19 protein-coding genes are annotated in these 19,123 nt (G+C 67.9%); 10 read left to right on the forward strand and 9 right to left on the reverse strand.

From position 1 onward, the window contains the following. Positions 1–23: 23 nt before the first annotated feature. A complete protein-coding gene (locus FHR97_RS17025; protein ID WP_183384994.1) occupies positions 24–908 on the reverse strand; it encodes a class I SAM-dependent methyltransferase in 885 nt (294 codons plus the stop codon). Between the two features lie 341 nt (positions 909–1,249). Here FHR97_RS17025 and FHR97_RS17030 point away from each other — a divergent pair, with 341 nt between their 5' ends. The 3 genes from FHR97_RS17030 (at position 1,250) to FHR97_RS17040 (ending at position 3,253) form a co-directional block, all read left to right on the forward strand. Beyond that, positions 1,250–1,441: a ParD-like family protein gene (locus FHR97_RS17030; RefSeq protein ID WP_183384995.1), complete on the forward strand. Its 192-nt coding sequence runs from the start codon at positions 1,250–1,252 to the stop codon at positions 1,439–1,441. Between the two features lie 5 nt (positions 1,442–1,446). After that, entirely contained in the window at positions 1,447–2,697 is a 1,251-nt protein-coding gene (locus tag FHR97_RS17035) for a cystathionine gamma-synthase family protein (protein ID WP_246404108.1), read from the forward strand. Between the two features lie 130 nt (positions 2,698–2,827). Continuing rightward, positions 2,828–3,253: a DUF2784 domain-containing protein gene (locus FHR97_RS17040; RefSeq protein WP_183384996.1), complete on the forward strand. Its 426-nt coding sequence runs from the start codon at positions 2,828–2,830 to the stop codon at positions 3,251–3,253. Positions 3,254–3,282: 29 nt separating this feature from the next. Here FHR97_RS17040 and FHR97_RS17045 read toward each other — a convergent pair whose 3' ends face one another. Continuing rightward, positions 3,283–5,427: a cache domain-containing protein gene (locus tag FHR97_RS17045; RefSeq protein ID WP_183384997.1), complete on the reverse strand. Its 2,145-nt coding sequence runs from the start codon at positions 5,425–5,427 to the stop codon at positions 3,283–3,285. 185 nt (positions 5,428–5,612) lie between these two features. On the opposite strand from FHR97_RS17045, the gene FHR97_RS17050 reads away from it, so the two are divergent. The 4 genes from FHR97_RS17050 (at position 5,613) to FHR97_RS17065 (ending at position 9,954) form a co-directional block, all read left to right on the forward strand. Continuing rightward, on the forward strand, positions 5,613–6,449 hold the full coding sequence (locus FHR97_RS17050) for a class I SAM-dependent methyltransferase (protein ID WP_183384998.1): 837 nt from the start codon (positions 5,613–5,615) through the stop codon (positions 6,447–6,449). 105 nt (positions 6,450–6,554) lie between these two features. Continuing rightward, positions 6,555–6,836, forward strand: a complete 282-nt coding sequence (locus FHR97_RS17055) for a DUF503 domain-containing protein (protein WP_183384999.1) — start codon at positions 6,555–6,557, stop codon at positions 6,834–6,836. Positions 6,837–6,969: 133 nt separating this feature from the next. Next, complete coding sequence (locus tag FHR97_RS17060; RefSeq protein ID WP_343065620.1) at positions 6,970–8,271, forward strand: glycerophosphodiester phosphodiesterase family protein; 1,302 nt, start codon at positions 6,970–6,972, stop codon at positions 8,269–8,271. A 306-nt stretch (positions 8,272–8,577) separates the two neighbouring features. Then, positions 8,578–9,954: an FAD-binding oxidoreductase gene (locus FHR97_RS17065; protein WP_183385000.1), complete on the forward strand. Its 1,377-nt coding sequence runs from the start codon at positions 8,578–8,580 to the stop codon at positions 9,952–9,954. An 87-nt stretch (positions 9,955–10,041) separates the two neighbouring features. Here FHR97_RS17065 and FHR97_RS17070 read toward each other — a convergent pair whose 3' ends face one another. Beyond that, positions 10,042–11,067 carry a GlxA family transcriptional regulator gene (locus FHR97_RS17070; protein WP_183385001.1) on the reverse strand — a complete coding sequence of 342 codons (1,026 nt, stop codon included), beginning with the start codon at positions 11,065–11,067 and terminating at the stop codon, positions 10,042–10,044. Between the two features lie 180 nt (positions 11,068–11,247). Here FHR97_RS17070 and FHR97_RS17075 point away from each other — a divergent pair, with 180 nt between their 5' ends. Beyond that, positions 11,248–11,475 (forward strand): DUF3955 domain-containing protein, encoded by a 228-nt coding sequence (locus FHR97_RS17075; RefSeq protein ID WP_183385002.1) that lies wholly within the window; start codon positions 11,248–11,250, stop codon positions 11,473–11,475. A 135-nt stretch (positions 11,476–11,610) separates the two neighbouring features. On the opposite strand, the gene FHR97_RS17080 is transcribed toward FHR97_RS17075, so the two are convergent. Next, positions 11,611–12,966: an FAD-binding oxidoreductase gene (locus FHR97_RS17080; RefSeq protein ID WP_183385003.1), complete on the reverse strand. Its 1,356-nt coding sequence runs from the start codon at positions 12,964–12,966 to the stop codon at positions 11,611–11,613. Positions 12,967–13,218: 252 nt separating this feature from the next. Between FHR97_RS17080 and FHR97_RS17085 the strand changes: the two genes are divergently transcribed. Beyond that, positions 13,219–13,626 (forward strand): VOC family protein, encoded by a 408-nt coding sequence (locus FHR97_RS17085; RefSeq protein ID WP_183385004.1) that lies wholly within the window; start codon positions 13,219–13,221, stop codon positions 13,624–13,626. Positions 13,627–13,721: 95 nt separating this feature from the next. Here FHR97_RS17085 and FHR97_RS17090 read toward each other — a convergent pair whose 3' ends face one another. Then, entirely contained in the window at positions 13,722–14,474 is a 753-nt protein-coding gene (locus FHR97_RS17090; protein ID WP_221187842.1) for an intradiol ring-cleavage dioxygenase, read from the reverse strand. 296 nt (positions 14,475–14,770) lie between these two features. Between FHR97_RS17090 and FHR97_RS17095 the strand changes: the two genes are divergently transcribed. Continuing rightward, positions 14,771–16,141: an amidase family protein gene (locus FHR97_RS17095; RefSeq protein WP_183385005.1), complete on the forward strand. Its 1,371-nt coding sequence runs from the start codon at positions 14,771–14,773 to the stop codon at positions 16,139–16,141. A 166-nt stretch (positions 16,142–16,307) separates the two neighbouring features. Here the strand turns inward: FHR97_RS17095 and FHR97_RS17100 are convergent, their stop codons facing one another. Genes FHR97_RS17100 through FHR97_RS17115 form a run of 4 tightly spaced genes read right to left on the reverse strand, consistent with a single transcriptional unit; the run spans position 16,308 to position 19,120 of the window. Continuing rightward, complete coding sequence (locus FHR97_RS17100; RefSeq protein WP_246404110.1) at positions 16,308–17,054, reverse strand: lipoyl protein ligase domain-containing protein; 747 nt, start codon at positions 17,052–17,054, stop codon at positions 16,308–16,310. 13 nt (positions 17,055–17,067) lie between these two features. After that, positions 17,068–17,832 (reverse strand): 2-oxo acid dehydrogenase subunit E2, encoded by a 765-nt coding sequence (locus FHR97_RS17105; RefSeq protein WP_183385006.1) that lies wholly within the window; start codon positions 17,830–17,832, stop codon positions 17,068–17,070. An 11-nt stretch (positions 17,833–17,843) separates the two neighbouring features. Next, complete coding sequence (locus FHR97_RS17110; protein ID WP_183385007.1) at positions 17,844–18,080, reverse strand: lipoyl domain-containing protein; 237 nt, start codon at positions 18,078–18,080, stop codon at positions 17,844–17,846. Between the two features lie 14 nt (positions 18,081–18,094). After that, positions 18,095–19,120, reverse strand: a complete 1,026-nt coding sequence (locus FHR97_RS17115) for an alpha-ketoacid dehydrogenase subunit beta (RefSeq protein ID WP_183385008.1) — start codon at positions 19,118–19,120, stop codon at positions 18,095–18,097. Positions 19,121–19,123 lie beyond the last annotated feature (3 nt).

Consider the following 19,123-nt stretch of genomic DNA (forward strand, 5'->3'; position numbering starts at 1 on the left):
GCTGCCCCGCCCCGCGGGCCGCGTCACGCCTCCTCAGCGTCGGGCTTGCGGGCGACGATGATCCAGGAACTCGAGCCCATGACGATCTTGCCGCCCTTCTCGAAGGGCGCCAGGGCCTGGCGCAGGGCCGCCTCGATCTCGGGACGCTGTCGCTCGGCCTCCTCGCCGGCCTCGCGGAACACCTCCCCCGCCGGGCCCAGGGCGAGCTGGAAGCGCATGGCGTTCTCCACCGAATCGCCCACCTCCACCGGGCCGTCGTTGCGGTCGAAGCCGATGTCCACGAAACCGGCACTTTCCAGCTGCTGGCGCACCACCTCGGGGTTGGCCATCGAGAAGGGCCCGGGGCCGCAGGTGCGGGCCTCCTCGCCGGGAGGCGGCAGGAAGTCCAGCACCACCTGCTTGGGCAGGCCCAGCCAGGGATTGTCTTCGATATCGCGCCAGACGATGAACATCAGCTCCCCGCCGGGCTTCAGGGCCTTGAAGATGTTGCGCATGGCGGGTACCGGGTGCTCGAAGAACATCATGCCGAAGCGCGAGAAGCACAGGTCGTACTCCGCCGCGAAGGGGTAGCGCTCCACGTCGGCGACCTCGAAGCGCACGTTGGTCACGCCGGCCTCCTCGGCGCGACGCCGGGCGTCCTCCAGGAAGGCGTCGACGCAGTCGATGCCCAGCACCTCGCCCTCGGGACCGGTCATGCGGGCGAGCTGGATGGCGGTGTCGCCCCAGCCGCAACCCACATCGAGGATACGCGCGCCATACGCCACCTCGAGATCCTCGAGCGGCACGCGGCTGTGGTAGCTCAGGCCATTCATCAGGATGTCCTGGAAACGATTGAACTTCTCGGCCAGGGTGTCGTTCCAGAACTCGACGTATTCGCTGGTCGGTTGAGATGCGGAAGGAGTGCTCATGGCGGCCTCCCATGGCGTGCTCGGGGCACAGTCGGGAACTACGGGGCCGCGTGCCGGCAGGTTCACCCACCGGCATCGCGGGGCGTGTCTCCTAGTTCTAGCAGGCCCGGGCACAAGCACAACCGGCCGAGTGGCCTGAGTAGACCACCGACAGGCAGACGTTCGTCACCCGTTCATGCTCCAGCGCCTCCGACATCGCGCGAGCCGACTCGGGCGCTCCACCGAAAGCTCCTCGGTTACGACACCGCCGATCGTGGACAGGCCACTCGCTGGGTCCACGACCTCGAATGCCTCACATACCAAATATACGGTATACATACATTCCGCATATCGAGACTATCATGGGTATCGTCAAGATCAGTGACGCGTTACACGATGAGATCCGCAAAGCCAGCTCGACCATGGTCCGCTCGATCAATGCTCAGGCCGAGTTCTGGACCAAGGTCGGCATACTGGCCGAAACCAACCCCGACATGAGATTCGAGACCTGGTCGAGCAGTATCACGACCGGGGAAACCTGCGGTTGCTTTTGACGTTCATGAATCAGGCAGTCATCACGATGAAAAACAAGGGTTTTACCACAAAGATTGTCCACGGCGATCGCGAATCGCCGATCGAACACGGCTCCGTGCACAAGCCGGTGCATCACGTCGTTCTCTACGGTTACGACACCACGGAAGAGCTCGCCGCGGTGTTCCAGAACAAGCAGCCCGGCTATTCCTACGGTCGGCAGAACAACCCGACCACCACTGCGCTGCAAGCCAAGATCAGCGCGTTGGAAACGGGAGTCGATACCCTCTGTTTTGCCACCGGCATGGCGGCGATTACCGCCACCTGCTTGACGCTGCTAAAAGCCGGGGATCATCTGGTCTCGAGCCAGTTCCTGTTTGGTAACACCAATAGTCTGTTTCAGACGCTGACTCAATTCGGCATCGAGGTCACCTTCGTCGACGCCACCGATGTCGCCAATGTGGAAGCGGCAGTGCAACCCAATACACGCATGGTCTTCGTCGAAACCATCGCCAACCCCTGCACCCAGGTGGCGGACCTGAAAGCGATCGGCGATTTCTGCCGCCGGCAGGACTTGGTCTACGTGGTCGATAACACCATGACCTCACCGGCACTGTTCTTGCCGAAGGCGGTTGGCGCCGGCTTGAGCATCAACTCGTTGAGCAAGTGCATCGCCGGCCACGGTGAAGTCCTGGGCGGCGCGGTCACGGATCTTGGCGAGTACGACTGGAGCCGCTACCCCAATATCAACCCCGCGTACCGGACAGGCGATCCACAGAAATGGGGCCTGCAACAGATTCGCAAGAAGGGGTTGCGTGATATGGGCGCGACCCTGGCACCGGACTCGGCCCACCGCATCGCTATCGGCTCGGAAACCCTGGCCCTGCGCATGGACAAGGCGTGCAGCAATGCACAGGCGCTGGCAGAGTATTTTTCCCGGCACAAGGCGATCAAGCAGGTTTACTACCCGGGCCTTGCTGCCCATCCGCAACATCAGCGCGCACAGGAACTGTTCAACGGTTTCGGGGCCTTGATGAGCATCGACCTGGTCGACAACGACGCCTGCTTCGACGTGTTGAACAAGCTGCAAGGCGTGGTGCTCTCCAGCCACCTCGGCGACAACCGCACCCTGGCCATTCCGGTGGCTCACACCATCTTCTTCGAAATGGGGCCGGAACGGCGGGCGTCGATGGGCATCTCCGACGGCACCATTCGTCTCTCCGTGGGAATCGAAGATCGGGATGATCTGCTGGAGGACTTTGAGCGGGCTTTGGGTTAGCCGATGTAGACCGCTTCCGATATCGCGGGTCGCCGAGAGGGTGAGCGTCCTCCGGCCTTCGATGTCCAATCCTGACATAGCTCTGCCGGCCGGAGATGGCGGTCGCATCACCTTTCCTCGAGGAGGCCTTATGGATCCTCGCCTGCTCTACTCCCTGGCGGCGGATGCCATCCTGGTGGTCCACGCGGCCTTCGTGGTGTTCGTGATCCTGGGACTCGCGCTGACGCTGATCGGCAAGCCCCTCGCCTGGCACTGGGTCCGCAATCCCTGGTTCCGCCTCGCGCACCTGGGAGCGATCGGTTTCGTGGTGCTGCAGACATGGCTGGGCACCCTCTGCCCGCTCACCGTGTGGGAGATGGCGCTGCGGGAAAGGGCGGGAGACGCCCTGTATACGGGTTCCTTCGTTGCCTACTGGCTGCACCGGCTGCTGTTCTATCAGGCGCCCGCCTGGGTCTTCATCGTCGTCTACACGCTGTTCGGCGGCCTCGTCGTCCTCAGTTGGTTCTGGGTGCGCCCGCGCCCCTTCGGCGGGAAGGGACGCCGTGACAGCCGCTGACATGGCCTGGCAAGTCGCGACCGTTCGCCTCACAGGAAGACATACACCGTCACCACGAGGAAGGCGCCGTGCAACAGCGGCCAGAACAGCAGTTTGGGGATGAGGTTGTCGCGGTAGTGGAAGAAGCGGTTATCGCTGAGCGCCATGAGCATGAACGCATTGATGGAGACGGCGACGATGGTGAAGTAGGTGATGAAGTAGAAATACTCCAGGTACATGATCTCCTCGGCGGCATAGCGGCGGCGGACATCGATATGCGCGAGCAGGATGATGAAGAAGATGGCCGCCGAGGTCGCCAGCACCGTGGAGGTGGTGAAGCCGTACAGGGAGGCACGGGCCGTCTCCCGGGTGTCGATCATCAGCATGGCGAACAGCATGACCGCGGCGACGAACAGCGGGATCTGGTTGGAGATGAAGGCGTCGGTGATGTTGCGCAGCAGGGTGACGTTGTAGGTCAGCTCCGGGAAATCGCCTTCCCTGGCGTTCCCGCGCACCCCGAGGTCGCTGCGGTAGTCATGGAAGCGATAGGCGAAGAAGCTGCGCTGCACCTGCCAGCCCGGCAGGCGAAAGTCGGGCTCCATCCCCGGCAGCGCCGTGGGATGAATCAGCCGGTAGGCCTCCAGCTCCGGCACCAGCACGATGTTGCGCGCCATCTCGGGATGCCAGACCCGCAGCCGCAGGGTCTTGATGTCGATCGGGAAACGGGAGTATTCGAAGGGTTGATGCAGGGTGGTCTTGAAGTACCAGCCGATCACCTCGCTGTCGCCCTCGCGCAGGCGAAACAACTCCTCGCGAACATCCTGCTGGGGGATGGCGTCCGGGAAGAAGATCCCGCGTCGCAGGTCGTCATGTTCCGGCACCGCATAGCGCTGCCAGACGAAGCCGGTGACGACGAAGTCGTGGGCCGTCTGGAAGCGGATCGCCTGGACGAACATCCCCGTCGCGATCTGGATGGGGGCGTCGAAGCGCTGCAGGCGAGCCTCTTCGCCATAGCCATCGAGGTAGCTCTCGATGCCGGCGCGGTCGACCAGCATGACCGCCCCCGGCGGGTCGCGCCCCGCCTCGGCAAACTCCAGGGTCCAGATGTGCACCACCCCGACCAGGAACAGCAGGGCGATGGCCACGCTGCCGCTCCAGAGGGCCGGCTTGGAGTCCAGGCGGTAGGCGAGGAGCAGGACGATCAGGCCGGTCGCGCCGGTGATCATGGCGATGGCGATCACGATCTGTCGGTGCTTGTGTTCGCCGAGGTCGAGCGGGATCTCGGCGCTGAAGGCCACCACCGCCAGGGACCAGTTCGGCGCCGCGATGGGGCGATAGAAGATCCAGGAGTCCTGCCCGGTGAGTTCGTTGGAATGGGCGATGACACCGCTCCGCTGGTCGGTGGCCCGCTCGGCCAGACGCCTCAGCACCGGATCGCGCAGCTGGTCGGCGATGTCGTGCAGGTTCTGTCCCTGACGCGCGTATTCCCGCCGCGGGTGCGCCACGAAGGTGCCCTGATCGGTGATGACGAAGGCATAGCCGGTCTCGCCCAGGTCCAGGGCGCCGACCAGGTCCCAGACATCCTCGATCGAGTAGTCGATGCAGACGGTGCCGTCGGCCCCGGCGGCGTCGCGGGCCCGCTGCGCCTCGGGGAGTCGGAAGGGCGTACAGTAGAGGGCGAGCATCGCCTGACTGGCCTGGCCGAAGAAGGGCTCCAGCCAGCCCGACCGGGCGGTCCCCTGGTGGTACCAGGCGTGTTGGGGCTCGGTATAGTCGTAGACGTCCTCCACCCGGACCAGGCGGTGAACGCCATGGCGCTTGACGATGTAGGGTGCGTGCAGCCGTCGGTCAGGGGCATAGGCATAGGGGCGAAACATCACCCCGACGCCGAAGACGTCGGGGTGCTGCGCCACCAGTGCCTCGAGTCGGGCCTCGATCCGGGTGACCGGCAGCTCGCCGCTGGCCAGCTCGCTGGCGAGCGCATCGGCCAGGTCGGAGAGCTGGCGCATATCGGCGTTGAGTGACTCGGCAGCCACCGTGGCCTCGCCCCGGATCCGCTCCCGCCAGTCATCGGTCGTTTGCTGCCGAGTGCTGCGGTCCACCCAGATCAGGCCGACGGCGATGGTAAAGGCGACCACTGCCACGACCAGGGCCGTGCTGAAGACGAGGCGTGCCGGACCGGGTGGGGGAAACATCCTGCACCTTGATGTCTCGGGAGCGAACTGGGTTCGTGTTCGGTATGGCACCGGCCGAGGGGGATTGCAACGTCGGTGGTCAGGTCCTCAGGGAAAGATGGCGACGCCCTCTACACTTACAGGAGACAAGCCGCAGCGCAGGCTGGAGGTGGGTGTCACCTCGGCCGATGCTCAGGGGGAAGGTCATGCCCATTCTCGACTTCGACCCGATACGCGATGTCTGGAGCAGCCTCGCAGCGGGCTATGATCGGCTCGTCACCCCCACGCACCTGTGGCTGGGCAACGAGGCCCTGCGCCGGGCCGGCCTCGCCAGCGGCATGTCGTTTCTCGACGTGGCCTGCGGCAGCGGGGCCTTGAGCCTGCCGGCGGCACGCCTGGGGGCAAGGGTCACCGCCGTCGACCTTTCCCCCGCCATGGTCGAACGGCTCGAGGCCAGGGCCCGGCAGGCGGGGATCGACACCCTCCAGGCCCGGGTCATGGATGGCGCCGCCCTGCAGCTGGACGACGACACCTTCGACATGACCGGATCGCAGTATGGCGTCATGCTCTTCCCCGATCTCATGGCCGGCCTGGCCGAGATGGTGCGTGTCACCCGGCCGGGCGGCACGGTGCTGGTGATCGCCCTCGGCCTGCCCGAGGAGGTCGAGTTCATGCGCTTCATGATGGACGCCATCCAGGCCGCGGTGCCCGAGTTCCCCGACCTCTCCCGGGAGCCGCCGCCGCTGCCGTTCCAGATCGGCAGACCCAACAAGCTGCGTCACCGGCTCATCACCACCGGCCTGAGAGACGTCCGGGTGGAACGGCTCACCGAGTCGCTGCGCTTCCGGTCGGGCCAGGCGCTGTGGGACTGGCTGATGTCCAGCAACCCCATCCCCGGCCAGCTGGTCGCCGACCTCTCGCAGCAACAGCAGGCCCGGATCCTCGAGGAGCTGGACGCCAGGGTCCGGGATCGCGCCGGGAACGAGGCCTCCGCGGTGCTCACCAGCCGGGTCAATATCGGCATCGGCACGAAGCGGGACTGAGCGTCGCGGGACGCCCGGGGCCATCGATCGCGGCTCCCGCGGGAAGCCTGCCGACAGCGGCCTCGAACCCGGCGACTCCCTGCTCCCCCGCAACCAGGAGTGGCCATGAACATCGGCATTCTGACCCTGCGAATCTCCCTTCCCGGCTGCGCCTCCCTCAAGGAGAAGCGCCAGCGCATGCGCGGCATGCACCAGCGATACGGCCGCAACCCGACGGTGGCGGTCTGCGAAAGCGCCGACCGTGACAGCCTGGAGACCAGCGAATGGACCTTCGTGGCGGTCGGGCAGACGGTGCCGGAGGTCGAGTCGCTGTGCAGCGAGATCGAGGACAGGGTGCAACGCACGGTCGATGGCCGGGTGATGGAGGCGACCCGGGAGATCCTCTGACCGGCCATGCCGCACCCGCCGCGCATCCTAGGGACCGGTCGCCGCCCGTCGCAGGAGGCACACGCCCCTGTAACAGTCCGGCGGCATGCTGGGAACGCCCCCACCGATCCATCACAGGACAGCGAGGCCCCGGATGAAACGAATGACCCTGACGCTCACTCTCTGCTGGCTGGCGTGGCTGCTGGCCTCGGCCCCGGTGTCTGCCGCACCGGAAGATGCCGTCACCGCCGCGGCCGGCCGTGTCACCCTGGGCCCCCGCCCCCTGGCGCTGGTGCAGGCCATGGGCGAGGACAGCCAGCGGGAACGCGAGCTCAAGGCGGACCTGCTGCGCTGCGCCGCCGGCGACCGAGCCTGGCGCCGCAGCGACTTCACCATCGGCCATCGCGGGGCTCCCATGCAGTTTCCCGAGCATACCCGCGAGTCCTATCTCGCCGCGGCCCAGATGGGGGCCGGGGCCATCGAATGCGACGTGACCTTCACCGCCGACCAGGCCCTCGTCTGTCGCCATTCCCAGTGCGACCTGCACGCCACCACCAACATCCTCGAGACCGACCTGGCCCGGAAGTGCAGCGTGCCGCCGGCCTTCGACCCGGACAGCGGCGAACTGACCAATGCGGCCGAGGTCCAGTGCTGCACCAGCGACATCACCCTGGCCGAGTTCGAGTCCCTGCAGGGCAAGATGGAGGGCGCCGACACCGAGGCGCGCAGCGTCGCGGCCTACCTCGACGGCACGCCGGGCTGGCGCACCGATCTCTACGCCGATCGCGGCACCCTGATGACCCACGCCGAGAGCATCGCGCTGTTCCAGGCGCTGGGCGTGCGGATGGCGCCGGAGCTCAAGGCCCCGAGCGTCGCCATGCCCTTCGATGGCATGAGCCAGGCCGACTACGCCCAGAAGCTGATCGACGAGTACGAGGCCGCCGGCGTGCCGGCAAGCCGGGTCTTCCCGCAGTCCTTCAACCTGGAGGACGTGCGCTACTGGATCGAACACGCCCCGGCCTTCGCCGACCAGGCGGTCTACCTGGACGACCGCTACGACCTCGAGGGTTTCGATCACCGCGACCCGGCCAGCTGGACGCCGAGCATGGAAGAACTCGCCGAGCAGGGCGTGAAGATCCTGGCGCCGCCCATGTGGATGCTGCTGGCGGCCGACCCGGGGGCCGGCGACGGCGAGAGCCGCATCCTGCCCTCGGTCTACGCCGAGCGCGCCAGCGACGCCGGACTGGAGCTGATCGCCTGGAGCTTCGAGCGCTCCGGCCCGCTGTCCCGGGACGGCGAGTGGTACCACCAGACCACCGACGCGGTCATCGACGGCAACGGCGACAAGCTGCTGACCCTGGACGTGCTGGCCCGGGACGTAGGTGTCCGTGGCCTGTTCTCCGACTGGCCCGCCACCGTCACCTTCTACGACAACTGCATGGCCCCCGAGGCCTGAGCCCTCGCTCCCGGGCCGCGCCTGGCGCGGCCTGCCCCCATTGCCCTCCCTTGCCCCGTGGCCAGCCGCCCCGGCGACCCGGCCGGGCTGCCCCACCGCGCGTCCCGATCACGCCGCCTGGTCGCGATGGCCGATATGGACCGGATCTGCCCTGTCTGCCTCTCACATTCCGGTTCGACGAGCGCGATCCTGACCCCGTGGGGACGGGCGGCGAGGGACGTCCTTCGCCGCCCGTCCCGGCCGAGGGATGCCACGCCGCCCAGGCGGCAGGGCATCCGACCGCTACCCATTCGGGAGGCAGAAGCCATGTTGACGACATCCGTTATCGAAACCCTGGAAGACGCCTTGCGTGGTCGCGTGATCCAACCGACCGATGCCGACTACGAGGAGGCGCGTACCCTCTTCAACGCGATGATCGACAAGCGTCCACGACTGATCGCCCGGTGCGTCGACGCGGCGGACGTGATGGCCGCCGTCGGGTTCGGGCGAGACCAGGGGCTGCCCATCGCCATTCGCGGCGGCGGACACAATGGCCCCGGCCTCGCCTCGGTCGACGACGGCCTGGTCATCGACCTCTCGTCGATGAAGGGGCTACGCGTGGATCCCGAGGCCAGGACGGTACGCGTCGAGCCCGGCTGCCGATGGGGCGACGTCGACCATGCCACCCATGCCTTCGGCCTGGCGGCCGTCAGTGGCATCCACTCCAATACCGGGGTGCCCGGCCTGACCCTCGGTGGCGGCCATGGCTACCTGACGCGTCGCCATGGCCTCGCCATCGACAACCTGCTGGCCGCCGACGTGGTGCTGGCCGATGGCCGGCTGGTGCATGCCAGCGAGCGCGAGCACCCCGACCTGTTCTGGGCCTTGCGCGGCGGGGGCGGCAACTTCGGTGTGGTGACCTCGTTCGAGTTCCGTCTGCACCCGGTGGAAACCGTCATCGCCGGGCCGCTGTTCTGGCCGATCGAGGCGCTCGAGACCACGCTGCGCTGGTACCGCGACTGGCTGCCCCGGGCGCCGGAGGAGGTCTACGCCTTCTATCTCACGGCCGAGGTGCCCTCGGAGGCGCCCTTCCCGCCGGAACTGCATGGGCGCAAGGTGTGCGGACTGCAATGGTGCTTCACGGGCCCCGAGGCGCACGCCGAGGCGGCGCTGCAGCCGGCCCGCGAGGTGGCCGAGCCACTCTTCGAGGGCATCGGGCCCATGCCCTACCCCGCCCTGCAGAGCATGTTCGATGCCCTCTATCCCGACGGCCTGCAGTGGTACTGGAAGGGCGATGTCGTGCGCGAGCTCTCCGACGCGGCCATCGCCGAGCACCGGCGCTTCGCCGAGGTGCCCACCAGCCTGTCGACGATGCACCTCTATCCCATCGACGGCGCCGTGCACCGAGTCGAGGAGCAGGCCACCGCCTGGCGGTTCCGCGATGCCACCTGGTCGATGGTCATCGCCGGCATCGATCCCGACCCGGCCAACCACGAACGCATGCAGCGCTGGGCGCGCGACTACTGGGAGGCCCTGCATGGCCACTCCGCGGGGGGCGCCTACGTGAACTTCATGATGGAGGAGGGCCAGGAGCGCATCCGGGGAACCTACGGCGACAACCTGCCCCGCCTGCAACGCATCAAGGCCCACTACGACCCGGAGAACCTCTTCCGGGTGAACCAGAACATCGTGCCCGCCGGCTGAGGGGCAGGAGGCCACCCACAAGCGGATCGACCGCCAGGGAACGGCGGCTCACGCCCCCTCGGGGCCCGCCGGCCATGACGACGCCGTCTACGGCAGGACGGTGGCATGCGGCATGCGGAACTTGCGCCGATGGCCACCGGGCGTGATCCCCGTCTGCCGCTTGAACAGCCGCCGGAAGAAGGCCGGATCCTCGTAGCCCACGGTCCAGGCGACCGCGTCGATGGGTTGGGGGGTGCGCTCCAGCAGGCGCTTTGCCTCCTCGAGTCGCAACGCCTGCACGTACTGGATCGGCGAGTAGCCGGTGGCCTTCAGGAAACGCCGCTGGAAGCTTCGCTCCGCGGCACCACTGGCGGCGGCCATCCTCTCCACCGGTGAGTGACAGTCCAGATGCCGCGCGATCCAGCGCTGGGCTCGCTCGACCGCGGCGTCGCCATGATCGAAGCGGGGCGAGAAGACGCTATAGGCCGCCATGCCGTCGCTATGCAGGTCGAAGGCGAAGAACTTGGCCATGGCCTGGGCCACGGCCGAGCCCAGTTGTTGGGCCACCAGGTAGAGCGCCAGATCCTGCCAGGACGAGGCGGCCCCGGACATCACCAGCTCCTGGTGCTCGCCCTCGACGATCAGGGTCTTCTCGAGGGCCAGGGTGACTCGCGGGAAGTGGCGGCGAAAGGTGTCGGCATAGGCCCAGTGCATGGTGGCCTCGCGCCCGTCGAGCAGGCCCGTCTCGGCCAGCAGCAGGGTCCCCGAGCACGCCGAACACAGCTTGGCGCCCCCGGCATGCATGGCCAGCAGCCACTCCACCAGTTCGGGATAGCGGCCGGCCTGCCATTCGCCATCCACCACCATGAAGGACGGCACGATGACCAGGTCGGTCCGGGTCACCTCCTTCACGGAGCGCGTCTGCAGCAGGGACAGGCCGGCATCCAGCATCAGCGGCCCTTCCCCCGCGGCGACGATATCCACGGTGAACGGCGGATGCCGGGACAGCGCCTCATCGAACCAGCCCAGGGCACCGAAACAGTTGAAGACGTCATGCAGCCCCGTGAGGGTGCCGATGATGACATCCCGGGTCGCCACCAGGCTGACGTGCTGGGCGGGTTGCCGTGTCTCCATACCGAACAACGTGGCAGAGACGGCCTGCCTCTGCCACTGCCGTCGCGTCCCCATGGCATTGCCCGGCCGAACGACAGCGCCCGAATACGGTCTACCCCGCGAATGCCAGCGCCGGCGGGTCCACTCGCCTCGTTGCGCGGGGCCCACGGCCGCACCACTGCGTCAAGGGATGCCACCAAGGTGACGATCTACAGGATCACGGGGTTTCTTGCCGTCTTCTTCCTCACGACCGCCGCGTTAAGCGGCATCGTCTACCGCCTCTTCGAGACGCACGTCGACGCGCGGGGCGTGCTCCACGAGCCCTTCGTGCTGATCCCGCTCGGCTGGCTCTCGCTGTTCCTGGGCCTGGTGCTGTTGCTGGCCTGCGTCGGCGACTGGCTGGCGAGACGCCAGCGACGGCGAGACTAGCTCGGCCGTCTCGGTCGAATGAGCGCGCGGTCACGCGATGCTGCTTCGGTCTCGAGCCCCGCACACGCTTGACCGCTCGAACGCGTATGGGTGCCAGCGGCCCGCTGATGCCCTGGCGGTCGCCGGCACCGCGGTTCAGGAAGAGGCGGCGGGAATATTCTGGTTGAAGCGGAACCGGTTCGTGGGGTCATAGCGACGCTTCAGCGCCGCGAGCCGTTCGTAGTTGGCTCCATAGGCGGCCCGGACCCGGGCTTCCCCCTCGTCGGCCAGGTAATTGACGTACGCCCCCTCGTCCAGGAACGGCGCCGCGGCGCGGAAGCAGCGCCGTCCCCACGCGATGTTGGCGCTGGAATCGGCCGGATCATGCCACATGCGCAACACCAGCACGCTATGCTGGGCCTGGCGATGCCCGAAGGCGGTCTCCTGATCCCCCACGCGACCGATCGCGCCCCCCAGGTGCTCGATGGCGATCGCGGCCAGCGGCGCCGGGAGGTCACCGGCGAAGGCCTCCACGATCGTGTCGATGGCCTCATCGCTGAAGGTGCGCATGAATCCCGCCTTCCAGTAGTGGCGCAGGCCCGGCCGAAACACCTCGGTGAGCAGGTTCTGGACCGTGGCGTAGGGAACCGTATCGATGGTGTCGAGCAGGGGCGAGCCGAGCGCGCGCAGGGGCTGCAGGACCCGCTCGCCCTCCTCGATGTCCCCGCACCAGCAGACGATGATGGCCAGCACGGGGCCGTCGGGCGCCGACAGCAGCGTGGCATCCGCCCTCAGCTCATCGGGCGCTGCCAGGGACCAGTCGCGATAGCGGCGCAGCACCTCCCTGGCCCGGTCCAGGGGAAAGACGAGTTCGCCGGCCAGGACCGGGCCCACCCGATGGACCCGGTACTCGAAGGACGTCACCACGCCGAAGTTGCCGCCCCCGCCGCGCAGCCCCCAGAAGAGCTCGGCATTCTCGTCGTCACTGGCCGTGAGTAACTGGCCGTCGGCGGTGACCACATCGGCCGACAGCAGGTTGTCGCAGGCGAGGCCGAACTTTCGATTGAGATAGCCGATTCCCCCACCCAGGGTGAGGCCCCCGATGCCGGTCGAGGGCACGATGCCGCCGGTGGTGGCCAGCCCGAAGGCCTGGGTCTCGTGATCGACGTCGCCCCAGGTGGCGCCGCCCTCGGCCCGCGCCGTTCGCCGCCGCGGATCGACGCGCACGCTCCTCATCGCCGACAAGTCGATCACCAGGCCGTCGTCGCAGACGGCACTGCCCGCCACGCTGTGGCCCCCGCCGCGCACGGCCACCGGCAGGTCTGCCTCGCGGGCGAAGTTGACACCCGCCATCACGTCGGCCACCCCGGCACAACGCAGGATGGCGGCAGGCCGCGAGTCGACCATGCCATTGAATACCCGGCGGGCCTCATCGTAGCCCTCGTCTTCCGGGGAGAGGAGCCGCCCCCGCAGCGGCTTCCGCCAAGCCTGAATCGTCGCACTCGCCAACATGACGCCTGCCTCCCGCTCACTGCCCGATGCGCCAATGCTCACCGGTGCTACCTCGGCACCGCCCCCCCTTGTCCTGCGCATTATCCCCTTGACTTCAATATAGTACTGTTGGTCATGCGTCGGCGGCCGTTGCATCCGCCGCCAGCGCTGGGCGGGCCAGGCCGGGGCCAACGGTGGCGCTCCCCTGGTGGAAGGCATCGGCCTGCGCCATAGTCTCCTTGACGACCCACCGGAGACCGGCGAGGTGCCGTGATGCTGCCCATCCGCGGGATCGACCATCTGGTGCTGCGCATCCGCGACGAGCGCCGCATGCTCGCCTTCTACTGCGAGGTGCTGGGCTGCACCCTGGAGAAGCGCCAGGACGAACTCGGTCTGATCCAGCTGCGGGCGGGCGACGCCCTGATCGACCTGGTCCCCGTGGACGGCCCCCTGGGCCGCCGCGGCGGACCGCCACCCGGCCGGGACGCCCATAACCTGGATCACTTCTGCCTGCGTCTCGCCCCCTTCGACGAGACGGCGATCCGCCGCCACCTGGCCGCCCACGGCGTCGAGGTCGGCGAGACCAAGCGCCGCTATGGGGCCGAAGGCACGGGCCCCTCGCTCTACCTCCAGGACCCCGAGGGCAATACCCTCGAGCTCAAGGGACCACCCGACGCGTAACGGCGCCATGGCCCGGGCACCAGTCACGCCCCCTGGCGGCCCCAATGACATCCCCGCCGACCGCCTGCGCTTTCAACGCCTCTCCAGGGCGGCTCTCAATGCATCGCCAGGGCGATTTGGAAGTCCCCCCTGTAGCCCTCCCCGCTTTCGGTCAGATCCAGCACCAGCTCGTCTCCGCCACTGCGCCGGTAGATGCCGTCTGCGTCATTGCGCACATTGCGTGGCCCCCTTTCGGCATACGGGGGCTGCTGGTGCACCCGATCGGTCAGGGCGTCGTCGAAGTACAGCTGCGAGGTGAATTCCAGGCCAAGGTCGGCCTCGGGGTCGGTGCGAATCTTGAAGTGGATATGCACGGCCCGCCCCGAATACCAGCCGGGGTAGAGGGTGGTGAACCGGGCCATGCCACGGCTATCCGTCACCTGATAGCCGCGCAGGAAGCGCTGTTCACGGGTATCGAAGCGTCCCGCGAAGTCCTGCACGCCCGAGTAGACGCCCAGGGCGTCGCACTGCCAGAGATCGACCACGGCACCGGCCAGCGGTGTGCAGGCGTCATCGTCGAACCGCGAGACGTGAAACGCCAGCACCACCGGCACGCCCGGCTTGCGCGTCCCATCGGTGGGGTCCGAGCGAAGATCGCTGCGCTCGAGCCGGGTATCCACGAAGTAGGGGCCCTCCGTCTGGCGCGGCCTGGCGACGCAGACGAGTGCCGCCCCGCCGGTATCGCCGGCTGCCGCCGTGACGCCGCCCGCCCGGCCCCAGAGTGATGCGACGGCGGCCACCCCGGCGCAACGCAGCATCTGGCGTCGACTCAGCCCCTGACGGCTCGGCATGGTGCCCCGCTTGGCCATCTCGTGCCCCCCCTCGAAGCATTGGAGTCGCGCTCGCGAGTCATCCCGTGAGGCCTTGGGTGTCGAAAATGAACCGGTCTTGTCGGCTATCACTCTCGATCCCCCGGAACGTGACTCTTACTCTTTAATTGTAGGATCCTGGATGATCCCGCAAGGCTCGAGGCGACCGGGGCCAGATCCCTGGCGACAACCCCGAGGCGGTCGATTAACCCGGATCACTGCATGCGGCAGGACACAGCGGCAATGGACTGCCAACCGACAGACCACTTTCCGCTTGCGGTCACGAGGAGTATCAGATGCAACCATCCGACCTCACTCTCAAACAAGCTGTCGAGCGCCTTCGGTGCGGCGAACTCGGGGCCGAGGAATACGCGGAGGACCTACTCGCGCGCTGCGAAACGGCCCGCCCGCTGAACGCCTATGTGTCTCTGGACGGCGACCGTGTCCTCGACGCGGCGCGCGCCCTGGACCGTCGGGAGAGATCGCGTGGCCCCCTTGGCGGCATCCCGCTATGCGTGAAGGATGCCATCGACATCGAAGGCACAGCCACGACAGCGGCCACGCCGTCACTGGAACGGAACCATCCCGGGCGGACGGCGTCGGCAATCGAACGATTGTTCGACGCCGACGCCGTCCTGATGGGCAAGACCAACCTCCCCGAACTGTGCTTTCACGTGACCTGCGACAACGCGCATACCGGCCCCACACGCAACCCCGTGAAGCCGGAATACACCGCAGGTGGCAGTAGCGGTGGGACGGCCGCGGCCGTGGCCGCACACACGGTCCCGGCCGGCGTGGGCACCGATACGGCCGGATCGGTCCGCATTCCCGCTGCCTTCTGCGGTCTCTCCGGGTTTCGGCCCTCCCTGGGGCGCTATCCGACCGACGGGGTCCTGCCCATGAACGCCAGCCGCGACACGATCGGCCTCATGGCACGCACCACGCGGGACATCGCATTCCTGGACGCCATCCTCACCGGCGAAGCCGAGGTCGGGCCGGCACCGCTCGAGGGTCTGCGTCTGGGTGTGCCGATGGATCAGTTCTTTGTGGAGCTCGATGATCAGATTGCAGCGGTGATGGAAGACGCGCTGCTTCACCTCCGCCACCTGGGTGTCGACTTGGTCGAGGTGGACGCGCCGGATTTCGCTGCCGCCCGCGCCGAAACGTCGGGCCCGACCATGCGAGTGGAGTTTCCGCGCGACCTTGCGCGTTATCTGGATGAGGTCGGCAGCGATCTGACAGCCGGCGATGTCGTGAGTCAAATCGCCAGCCCCTATGTCAAGGCGGAGGTCGAGCCGCTCGTCTGCGGCGCCGGAGGTGCCGCCGCCGCAGAATACGCGCGCGTCCGCTCGGAGGTGCTCCCGCGTCACCGCGCCGCCTATCAGGCCTATCTCGAAGAGAATGGTCTTGCCGGAATGGTCTATCCCACAACACCGCTCATGCCGGCACCGATTGGCGAAACCGAAAAGGTGACCGTGAACGGCAAGGAGGTTTCGATCTGGCAGACCCTCCGACACACGGTGACGGCCGCGGTGCTGGGTGTGCCGGCGCTGAGCGTGCCGGCCGGGACCACGCCACGGGGCCTGCCCGTAGGCCTGGAATTCGCCGGCGCCGGTCAGGCAGACCGCACAGTGCTGGCGCTCGGCCTGGCCTGGGAAACCGGATAGATAGACCATTGGAGTGCATCATTCCATCGGTAGTCTCCTTCGCGCTGGCTAATCCGTTTATTGCTCTAATGCCACACGGCGCCCGAGGCACCCTGGTCATCTGCCCCGAGTCCGCAGTGGACGTACCGGGCTTCGTTACTCAGACCTGAGCCGGCACGCCAGCGTCTCATACCGGCGCGACGCCTTCCTCCGCCACCAGTCGCTCCAGAAGGTCGGGAATCGCGGTCTCGACGTCCAGCTCCGGCAGGACGTCGCGCAGGGCGATATGGCTCGCCGCCTGGAAGCGCTGGGGGTCGTCGATGGCGGCCTGGAAGGCATTGACCACGGCGACCAGCGCCTCCGGGGTGTCGTCGACCTGCATGGCGCCATGGACCAGCAAGGCCATGTCGCGACACCCCCGCACCCGCCGCCAGCGCTGGGCGGTGCCGACCAGCTTGCGACCGCTGACGCGCACGTTGAAGCGCCCGTCGCAATAGGCACCGGGGGCCGCTCCCAGGTCGGCGTCCGTCACGCCCAGGGCCCCGAGCCAGTCGCACCAGGGGTCGCCCAGCCGGTGATAGCCCCACTCCAGGTGGGCCGCCGAGCCGCCCACCCGGCAGCGCACGGCCAGCGCCAGGTTGACCACCGCCGGACTCTGGGGCACCGGGGTGCCGCCGGTGGAGCGGAAGCGGATCGGCCAGCCCGCCTGCCCCAGCCGGGCGCGGGCGTCGGGGAAGCCCGCCAGCCGCTCGTGGCGACGGGGCATCACCAGGCCGCGGTCCCGGGGCGACCAGGCCAGCCAGCCGAGCGACGCCTCGCCCTGGCAGACCATGTCGAGCAGGGCCTCCTCGGCCACGAGGCCCTCCTCCACCGTGGGGTGCTGCAGAGACATGCTGGACAGGGTCATGCTGGAAACGTCGAACAGGCTTGCCATGGTCTCCCCCCTGTCACTGGGTCAGTTCGTGGTCGAAGGCATCGGGCGCGAGCGTCTCGATGCGCTCCCCCAGTCTATCGAGAAAGGCCGCCGCCGGTGCGCCGTTCACCGCCCGGTGGTCGAAGGTCAGCGACAGCCCGATCACCTCGGCGAAGCGCACGCCGCCATCGTCGTCCGGCACGGCGCGCCACTGGGTGCCGCCGATGCCGAGGATGGCCACCTGGGGCACATTGAGGATGGGGGTGAAGTGGTGCACCCGGGAGCGCCCCAGGTTGGACACCGTGAAGGTGGCGCCGGTCAGCTCGCGCACGCCGAGCTTGCCGGCGCCGGCCTTGTCCACCAGCTCGCGGCGCGCCCCGGGCAGCTCGCCCAGGGCGATGGCCTGGGCGTCGAACAGCGCCGGCGCCACCAGCAGGTCGTCGGGCAGCGGCACGGCGAGTCCCAGGTGCACCCCGGGGTGCTGGGTGATGCGGTTGTCCTCCAGGGTCGCGTTCAGCGCCGGGAACTCGCCAAGCGTCTGCACCACCAGGCGCAGCAGCACGTCCTGCACCGAGGGCGCCGGCACCTCGGTGGTCCGGCAATGGGCGCGCAGGGCCTGCACGGCACCGAGCTCGGCGCCGGCATGGTGGGTCAGTTGGGCCGACGATTGCAGGCTCTCGCGCATCCGGGTGGCGATCATGCCGCGCATCCCGCGCAACGGGATCTCGCGGGGCTCCTGCAGCGCTCCCAGTCCAGCCGCCCCCTCGGGGGCGGCGATCGTCGGAGTGTCGAGTGGCATGGCAGGCCTCCTCAGGCTTCCAGGCTGGCGATGGGGGTGCCCTTGGCGACCACCTCGTCTTCCTGCTTGGCGATGGTCAGCACCCCGGAGACCGGGGCCTCGATCTCGTACTGGGCCTTCTCGACCATCACCTCGGCCACCAGGTCGCCCTGGGCGACCTCGCTGCCGTCGTCGACCAGCCAGGCGGTGATAACGCCCTCGCCGTCGCCTTCCCAGAGGTCCTCGGGTACGGTAATCGGGGTATTCATGGGTCTCTCCTCGGTCAGTGGTTGCGCAGCATCTGATGGAAGGCGGCGACGATCTTGTCGGCATCGGGCAGCGCCCACTGCTCCATCGTCGGCGCGAAGGGGATGGGGATGTCCGGGTAGGCGACCCGGGCCGGGGCGGCCTTGAGGCGATGGTCATGCTCGACCACGCTGGCGATGATCTCGCCGCTGACGCCGAAGCTGTGATAGTCCTCGTCGACCACGATGAGTCGCCCGGTCTTGGCCACCGAGGCCCGCACCGTCTCGCGGTCCAGCGGCACCAGGCTCCTCAGGTCGACGACCTCGGCGTCGAAGCCCTCCGCCTCCAGGGCCTTGGCGGCGCGCAGGCAGTGGTGCACGCCGGCGCCCAGGCTGACCAGGGTCAGGTCCCGGCCCTCCCTGGCCACCGCCGCCTTGCCGATCTCGACGCTGTAGGCCTCCTCGGGCACCGGCACGGTGGCGCCCTTCTCGGTGCCCAGCCAGCCCATGCCCTGCAGGGCCTTGTGGTACATGAACACCACCGGGTTGTCGTCGCGGATCGCCGCGGTCATCAGCCCCTTGGCGTCATGGGCGTTGCTCGGCACCACCACCTTCATGCCCGGCAGGTGAGCGAAGGTGGCGTAGAGGCACTGGGAGTGCTGGCCGGCGTCCGAGTAGCCTCCACCGGTGGAGGTCATCAGCACCATGGGCACCTTGACCCGGCCGCCGGAGAAGTAGGTGTTCTTGGCCATCAGGTTGTAGATGGCGTCCATGCACACGCCGAAGAAGTCGACGAACATCAGCTCGACGATGGGTCGCATGCCGTCGGAGGCGGCGCCCACGGCGGCGCCGATAAAGGCGGTTTCCGATATCGGGGTATCTCTCACCCGGTCTGAACCGAACTCTTCATGAAGTCCGCGGGTGTTGCCGAAGACCCCGCCCAGGGGACCCACGTCCTCGCCCATGACGAAGACCGTCGGGTCCTCGCGCATGGCCTGGGCGGTCGCCTCGGCCATGGCCCGGGCGATGGTCAGCTTGCGTGTGCCAGTGCTTGTCGTTGTCATGAT

This window comes from Halomonas stenophila (genome assembly GCF_014192275.1).
Classification (GTDB): domain Bacteria; phylum Pseudomonadota; class Gammaproteobacteria; order Pseudomonadales; family Halomonadaceae; genus Halomonas; species Halomonas stenophila.